The sequence below is a fragment of the Bartonella pachyuromydis genome, from assembly GCF_039543065.1.
Lineage (GTDB): Bacteria > Pseudomonadota > Alphaproteobacteria > Rhizobiales > Rhizobiaceae > Bartonella > Bartonella pachyuromydis.
The window spans coordinates 1-9232 of sequence record NZ_BAABJA010000022.1 but is presented as its reverse complement, the minus strand read 5'-3'; the positions used below and the strand labels follow the sequence as shown (position 1 = coordinate 9232).

The window sequence follows — 9232 nt, the reverse complement described above, 5'->3', positions numbered from 1 at the left end:
AAACCCTCTCTCAAGACAATGATTATGATGATGATGTCTCTCGTTTTATTGTCAATGATACGAGCGTTGAAAAGCTTGGGGAACTCTTACAAGAAAACCCCCGTGGTCTTTTGATGGTTCGTGATGAATTATCCGGTTTCTTAACAGATATGGAACGGAAGGAATATCAAACAGATCGTGCTTTTTATCTTACAGCTTTTAATGGAGATGGTCAATTTACCTATGACCGTATAGAGCGTGGAACCATTTTTATTCCCCATGTAACTTTATCAATGATTGGAGGCATTCAACCCTCTCGCATTCTGCCCTTTATACGCAATGTTTTATATGGCAAAGACAATGATGGTTTCTTACAACGCTTTCAAATGTTGGTATGGCCCGATGAGACAAAAGATTGGCAATGGGTTGATAGACCTCCCAATCAAAAGGCATGGGAAACTTATGAAGGAGTGTTTCATTCCCTTTATGATAAACCCCTTGGTTCACCAGAACACCCGCTGGTGATGCGTTTTTCTGCTGAAGCTCAAGAGATCTTTCGTGAATGGATGCAAAAGATTTTTAAAGAAGCCAAAGAGAACAATCTTTGTGAAAGCTTACAAGCGCATCTTTTGAAAATGCCAAAGACCATAGTAAGTCTTGCGTTGATTTTTGAATTGACCGAAGGGGGGCGTTTTGAAATCAATAAAGATGCCCTTCAAACAGCCTTGCGATGGGAAAAATATCTGTTAAGCCATGTTAAAAGGCTTTATGCGGCGGCGAATGCCTCTATAGAAGATTGTGCAAAATTGATTATCGAACGTTGTGATCATTTACCCGATATTTTTACTTTACGTGATATTCATCAAAGAAGTTGGACGCATTTAAAAGACCATGCCATTCTAAAACAAGCTTTAGAGATTTTATGTCGTTCCAACCATATTCGTCAAATATCAAGTGAAAATAGCTCTAAAGGTGGTCGACCTACAACACGTTATGAATGGAATCCTTTCGTCAAAAGCAACAGCATAAAACAATAAAACGCTGATAATTTTATTTGTTATTCTTCAAACTTTCAAAGATCTTATCGTACCAACAGAGGATTTACGAATGATCTTTGAGGGTTTTGCGTTCTGTTTTTTTAAAGAAGAAACATACAGAGGTTCTTTTAAATTTTGTGCCTAAAGATAACCAAAACACAACCTCGATAAGTTTTGAAGGGGTTTTGAGTTTTGACGGTTGCCCCTTTTAGATAAAAAAACAGTAAAAAGTAAAAACATTATATTTCAATGTGTTAATATTTTACAGATCTTCAAAAGACAACCCATATTGATAATACAACCTCTAAATTCAATCAATGATCTATGTTTCGATGGGGTTTTGACAATTTTTGCACCTTCAAAACTTATAAGCAAAATTCGTAATAAAACCTATCAAAATACTTATTCTAATATTTTAAAGCCCATAGTGTATTTGTTTTGATTAACACATCAAATGAATAGCAAATTTCACTATTGTGCTGATCTGACTTACGTCATAGGCTGTGGATAAATAGCTTTTATAAAATTTCTTTTTAAGCAGGTTGTGGGTCTTTAGCACCCTTTTTTTATTTTATTATTGCTATTTGTTTTAAATAGATCTAGCAAATTCCATTTAGAGTTTTTTTGACATCGATAGATCAACGCTTATAAAGCGGTGGGGTTTTATTATAAATGCTTCAATCTCATAACAAACCACTGACATTACGCTCTCTGTTACAATCCTACCGTGATCATACAGAAAGTGTGCGCGATAGAGGAACTTCTTTTGAAAAGTTTGTAATTGCTTATTTGATGCAAGATCCTCTACAAAAGCAGGAATACGAAAAGGTTCAAACCTATTGTGAATGGGCAAAAGAGCATGGAAAAGATGGGCGTGATATCGGCATTGATCTGGTTGCTAAAATTCGTGATGAAGAAGGATATGCCGCTATTCAATGTAAGTTTTATAGTGCAAATCATCAGATCAAGAAAGAAGATATTGATAGCTTTATTGCTGCCTCGGGAAAAAAGATCTTCACACGCCGTATTCTGGTTGATAGCACCGAAGGTAATTGGAGTAACAATGCCGATCTCACCTGTGAAGGACAAGGAGTCCGCATTCAACGGATTAATCTTTTTGATTTGGAAAACAGTCAAATAGATTGGACAACCTTTGAAAGCAAAGGGGAAGTTACTCTTAAGAAAAAAGAACCGAAAAGGCTTTTAGATCATCAACAAGAAGCACTTAAAGCTGTTTGTGACGGTTTACAAGAAGCAGACCGCGGCAAGCTGATTATGGCGTGTGGAACGGGAAAGACCTTTACCAGTCTGAAGATAGCGGAAGCTCTTGCTGGTCAAGGTAAACGTGTTTTATTTCTTGTCCCCTCTCTTTCTTTAATGTCACAAACAATAAGAGAATGGACAGTAGATACAGAGATACCCTTGCGTTCCTTTGCGGTGTGTTCTGATACACAAGTTGGCAAGCGTCGTAAAGCCCAAGATGATGCTGCCGAACTCGATGTCTCGGATCTCGCTCTACCAGCAACAACAGATTCTCAAAAACTTGGAGAAAAAGTCAATAAGACTTCTCTTGATGCAATGACAGTGATCTTTGCTACCTATCATTCGATACAAGTGATTTCCGATGCGCAAAAGAAATATGCTTTACCCGAATTTGATCTGATCATTTGTGATGAAGCACACCGTACCACTGGAGCTGTGTTAGGAACAGACAAGAGAGAATCTGAGTTTATCAAGGTTCATAATAATAGCCTTATTCGAGGCAAGAAACGTCTGTATATGACAGCAACGCCTCGTATCTTTAGTGACAATGCTAAAAAACAAGCTAATGAGATTGATGCCGTTCTGGCTTCTATGGATGATGAAGAGCTCTATGGCAAAATCCTTTATTCTTATAGTTTCTCCTATGCTGTAAAGAATGGACTTTTAACGCCCTATAAGATTATCGTTTTAGGTGTTGATGAAGGAGAAGTGAGTAAATCTATCCAGCATCTGATGACAGATAAGAATTATGAACTTATTCTTGATGATAGAACAAAGATCATGGGTTGTTATCAAGCCCTTAGCAAAATGGATCTGAAAATTGATCTTGGGGATGATAGAAGCCCCATGCATCGGGCTTTAGCTTTTTGTAGAGATATTGAAACTTCTGAACGCATATGTAGAACATTCAACGATAAAGAAGTTCAGAAAGATTTACTTGATCTTCATGAAAACCATAAAAATATTCCTCCTCTTAACTGTCAAGCAGATCATATTGATGGAAAGTCTGGTGCCAAAGACCGTACAATAAAACTTGATTGGTTGAAAGAAGATGCGGGTGAGAATGTCTGCCGTATATTAACCAATGTACGCTGCCTTTCAGAAGGTGTTGATGTTCCTTCCCTTGATGCCATTATGTTCTTACACCCGCGTAAAAGCCAAGTGGATGTGATACAGGCGGTAGGACGTGTGATGCGTCGTGCAAAAGGCAAAAAAATGGGCTATATCATTTTGCCAGTTGGTGTTCCTGCTGGTGTTTCACCAGAACAGGCATTAAAAAACAATAAGAGATACAGCGTTGTCTGGCAAGTTCTTAATGCTTTGCTTGCCCATGATGAGAATTTTAGTAAAACCCTTAACCAAATGGTTTTAGGGCAAGACGTAAGCTCTATCATCGACATTATTACAGTTTCTAAAAAGACCGAATTAGAGAATGTTACCACGGTTATTGACGAAATCCCGCTCCACGAAAAATCGGAAAAATCCGGACTTCATATTGGGACACAAGCTCATGAACCGCAACATAGTCATAGCGTAACAGGAAGATTACCCTTTTTTGTTGAGTTTCCCAATGCTCTCAAAACACTGATTGTTAAAAAATCTACTATGAGTGATTATTGGGGCATTTGGGCGAACAATGTTGCTGAAATTGCACAAAACCATATTACACGCCTTCAAACCATTCTTTCCGATGAAACCAGTGAAGCCTTTCATGCTTTTGATGGGTTTTATAAAGAACTCAAAAACAACTTAAACAGTGAAATCAAACAAGAGGAAGCGCTTGAGATGTTAGCACAGCATCTTGTGACGCGTCCCGTATTTGAAGCTTTGTTTGACGGCAATGAATTTGTGCAAAACAATGCCATTTCGCAAGCGATGGAAAAGATCTTAACGGAGTTGGACAAAACCAATATCAAGCAAGTATCGAAAGAATTACAAGAGTTTTATGATAGTGTAAAATTCCGTGCCTCTGGAATTACCTCCCCCCAAGCAAGACAAAACCTTATTATCAAACTTTATGAAGATTTTTTTACCAAAGCATTTAAGAAAACCACCGATAGGCTTGGGATTGTTTATACCCCCGTTGAGGTGGTTGATTTTATCATTCATTCTGTTGATGATATCTTACGCAATGAATTTGGAAAAAGCTTAGGTTCACGTGGTGTTTCTATTCTTGACCCTTTTACGGGTACTGGTACCTTTATCACACGGTTGTTACAATCCAATCTCATAAAACCAGAGGATATGGAATATAAGTTCCGTTATGATATCCATGCCAATGAGATTGTTTTCCTGGCTTATTACATAGCAGCGATTAACATTGAATCGACTTATCATGGTCTTATGAAAGGTGAATATATACCATTCAAGCATATTGGTTTAACTGATACATTCCAAATGCTTGAAAGAAAAGATTTGTTGCAAGAACTATTTAAAGAAAACAGTGAATATTTAGAACATCAGAAAAATCTAAATATCGAAGTTATCTTTGGTAATCCTCCTTATTCTATAGGACAAAAAAGCGAAAACGATAATGCAAAGAATACCCCTTATCCGATTTTAGATAAACGGATCAGTGAAACTTATGCTGCTCAATCGAAGGCAAGTCTTATACGAGGTCTGTATGACAGTTATATCCGTGCTATTCGTTGGGCAAGTGACCGTATAAAAAAACACGGTGTCATTGGTTTTGTCACAAATGCGGGTTTTATTGATGGAAGCTCTATGGACAGTTTACGAAAATGCCTCGTTGAGGAATTTAGTAGCCTTTATATTTTCCATTTACGGGGTAATCAACGAACTTCTGGAGAACTATCTCGAAAAGAAGGTGGGAAGATTTTTGGTGAAGGTTCTCGAGCCCCTATAGCGATTTCTATTCTCGTCAAAAATCCAGAATCTAAACAACGTGGGAAGATATATTTCCATGACATTGGAGATTATCTCAATAGAGAAGAAAAGCTCACAATAATTGAAAAATTTAGGAGCATTCATGGCATTACACGGAGCAAAAAAGGGTGGCAAATAATTACACCAGACAAACATGGTGATTGGATCAATCAACGTGATGACAGTTTTAAAACCTTTTTAGCCATGGGTTATAAGAGTTATAAGAAAGAGCATGGTAAAAAGCTGTTTGAAACTTATTCTCTTGGTGTTTCAACCAATCGTGATGCTTGGGCATATAATTCAAGCTATGAAGTTTTAGAAAAAAACATGAGTAATATGATTACGTTCTATAATAATGAAGTAGAACGTTTTAAGGATGCTTATGAACATGTTAATCGCAAGATACGTAAAAATGCTATAAACAATTTTATAAATTCTGATGAAAGTAAAATCAGTTGGAGTCATAATGTTAAGCAAGAACTGGTAAAAAGAAAAATTTTCGAATTTGAAAATGCGTGCCTTACACAAAGCTTGTATCGTCCTTTTACACAACAGTGGCTCTATTATAATCGTACTTTCAATGAGAGAGTTTATCAAATGCCGCGCATATTTCCGATAGGAAAAGCGGTTGAAAATCGAATGATACAAATTACAGGTATAGGAGCAAAAAAAGACTTTTCCGTACTTATGATTAAAACTGTGTCTGATCTTCAGATAATAGAGAATGGTCAATGCTTTCCACGCTATATTTATGAAGACATTACGGTTTCAAAAAGTAAAAGTGGGAAACAATCCCATTTATTTTTAATTTCTACAGAGGAAAGCAACAGTGCTGGTTTACAGAGGCGTGATGCCATTACGGATGAAGGGTTAGCACATTTTAAAGCAGCTTATCCTCATGAAACCATAACTAAAGATGATTTATTCTATTACGTTTATGGGATTTTACATTCAGAAGATTATCGCGCCCGTTATGCTGATAACCTTTCTAAAGAATTGCCTCGTATTCCTTGTGTAAAAACTGCTGAAGACTTTTGGATATTTGTGACAGCAGGACGTGAATTGGGTCATTTACATATGAATTATGAAAGCATAGAACCTTATCCAGTGACCTTTAAAAAAGGCAATCCTAAACAGACTGATATTTCTAATCCAGAAAAGTTTTATTACGTGAATGAAATGAAATTCGCAAAAATTAAAAATAGCAAGGAAAAGGATAAATCCACTGTTATTTATAATAGTAATATCACTATAACAGATATTCCTCTTGAAGCTTATAAATATATCGTCAATGGCAAGCCCGCTCTTGAATGGGTTATGGAACGTCAATGTGTAAAGACTGATAAAAAGAGTGGTATTGTGAATGACGCCAATCGCTATGCTATTGAGACAATGGGTAATCCTGCTTATCCATTAGAATTGTTTCAAAGGGTTATTACTGTAAGTTTAGAGACAATGAAAATTGTTAAAAAACTACCAAAATTAGAAATTAAAGAAACTGAATAGACTTGCCATGCTTACATGATGGGTATGATAAATTCACAAGGGGTATAGAGTCTTATAACCATAATCTATACCTCTCTTGTAAGTTGATTATCTACAATCTTAAAAGGAGTGTTTATATGCGTTATTCTAAAAAGAAATCATTTGCACTTTTAAACACTGTCATTTGGATTGCTTTAAGACTTATAAGAAATCCCCTCTTAAAGTGAATACACTTCTTTTGGATTGCCTTTAAAAGATTATACCGTAATCTCAAATGATAGATTTATCCTTTTTAAAAGCCTTGTTTAAAGAGAGTTATATATATTCATTTTGCTTATAGGTTTTGAAGGTGCAAAAATTGTCAAAACCCCATCGAAACATATACTATTGATTGAATTCATAGGTTGTATTATCAATATGGGTTGTTTTTTGAAAGATTTAAAAATATTAACGCATTGAAATATAATGTTTTTATTTTTTACTATTTTTTTATCTAAAAGGGGCAACCGTCAAAACTCAAAACCCCTTCAAAACTCATAATCATAATGATCTTGATAGCATTTTTTATGATTATAAACTGTCTTTTGAAAGGCTTTAAGGGATCACATATTTTTTAAAGACGTGTTTTTATCACTCACTAAAATAATCACTTTTGTCGGTTCAATTTACTGACAGATAACTGACAAATATATATTATTGATTGAATTTATGGATTGTATCTTAATAAGGATTGTATCACTAAAATACTAACATATTGAAAAATAATATTTTTAATTTTTTATCTCATTAAAAAAATACTCTAGGGTCTAAAAACAACTGACTAAACTGACAAAAATCTATTAAAAGCGATTTTGCTAATCTCTATAGTTAGAGATCTCTCTTTAGATGTTTTCATAACAAGCTATAAATCACAATTATCCTCTTTATCATTTCTCTTATGAAAATAAAAAATGATGCGGTGGCTATAAAGAAGATAACAGCTATAGAGAATGCATAAAAACAGCAAGCTTTCATAATCACAATGCAATGAATGCATTTGTTATAAAGACAGCCCCTATAAAAGGCTGTTAAGTTGCAAATGTGTTATAAAAAGAAATTAACAGAAATCTTTAAAAACCATTTAGTAAAAAACATGATAGGTTATAAAGATAAAAATACGCATGATGAGAGCGTTTCTAAATATTATAAATTATAGATTAAAAAAATAACGCAATCGTTTAATAAAGAATATAATATAGATTTAAAAGCATATAATATAAAAGAAGCAATTAATAAGCATATGATAAATATATACACGCAATGCATTAAAAAATCATAAAAAATATCAAAAAAGTGCATAAATTAATTGACAATAAATACGTATTTTGATTATATAAATAATCAAGTGATGAAAATACTAAAACTACTAGCGGATAGGTTACGATACAGCCTTTCCAAAGTCTTTAAAATACTGACTATCTTTTATGCTGTGATTAGCATATATGAGAATTTTGTCGGGTGTGGTCATGCTATACAATACCTTATAGGAAAAGCATGCCAACGGACTAGTAGCCGTGTTTTCAACACCCGGCGCCTTTATAGGCTGTCAATTGAAAACTTTTTAAACTACTAGGAATCTTAATATGACAAATATCTCAAAAAACACCTCCGTTATCTCCATTGCTAATAAAACTGTATCTGCTAACAAACAAGAGCCTACAAAAAAATACGAATTTATTAATGAGGGCGAATATATCGATGGTCATTTCTTAACGCGAATTAGAGCTTTAAGAGATTTTGGTGATGTGAAAAAAGGTGACCTCGGGGGTATATTGAAAGTGAAGATAATCTCTCTCATGAGGGTAATTGCTGGGTGTATAATAAAGCCCGTGTCTTTCAAAATGCACGCGTCTTCGGAAATGCAAAAGTAAAAAGCTTTTTTGTCGACGTCTATGGCAATGCACATGCTAGCAACGCCGTGATTATTGAAGGCAATGCACAAATTTATGATAACGCTCGTGTCTCTGATCATGCTCATATTTCCGATAATGCTGTTATTTGTGATGATGCTCATGTCGGAAGAAATGCAAAAATAAGTGGCTCTGCTTACATTTGTGATGAATCGCGTGTTTTTGATGATGCGATTGTTTGTGATGCTCTTATCTCTGAAAATTCTTATATACATAGCAATGCCTTTTTAGAAGCGAATGAAGATATCTGTGATAATGAATATCCTGAATTTGGTAGTGAAGATGATTATTATCGTCATGAATATTATGCTTATTTTGAAGGCTATTATGATTATGATGATGATAACAGCGAATATGAAACTGATGCTGCTTAAATAAAGCGCGGGCGCGGCGGGGGCGCCTGCTTTCTAACCAAATTCTTTATCGCATTAAAGCTTTAAAAGACTTTGCTGATATTAAGGCTGGGGATCTGGGGGGCTTTATTGAGAATGAAAGCAACCTCTCTTATGATGGTAATTGCTGGGTTGGTGATAATGCTTATGTTGTAAAAACTGGTCGTGTTTATGATAATGCAAGGGTTTTTGGCAATGCTGGTGTTGGTGGCTATGTATATGGCAATGCAAAGGTTTATGA

General features: G+C 35.1%; 2 protein-coding genes and 2 pseudogenes. All 4 read left to right on the top strand.

Going from position 1 to position 9232, the window contains the following annotated elements:
- Positions 1-1016 (top strand): DUF3987 domain-containing protein (locus tag ABD917_RS08210; RefSeq protein WP_345119594.1); only part of this gene is annotated, 1016 nt, incomplete at its 5' end.
- A gap of 672 nt (positions 1017-1688) precedes the next feature.
- On the top strand, positions 1689-6671 hold the full coding sequence (locus tag ABD917_RS08205; protein ID WP_345119593.1) for a DEAD/DEAH box helicase: 4983 nt from the start codon (positions 1689-1691) through the stop codon (positions 6669-6671).
- Positions 6672-8272: 1601 nt separating this feature from the next.
- Positions 8273-8973 (top strand): annotated as a pseudogene (locus tag ABD917_RS08200) (hypothetical protein).
- A 26-nt stretch (positions 8974-8999) separates the two neighbouring features.
- A pseudogene (locus ABD917_RS08195) lies at positions 9000-9232 on the top strand (hypothetical protein); the annotation flags it as partial.

Excerpts from the sequence above, each read along its gene's own strand:
- ABD917_RS08205 (WP_345119593.1), top strand. The coding sequence starts at position 1,689 with ATGCTTCAATCTCATAACAAACCACTGACATTACGCTCTCTGTTACAA.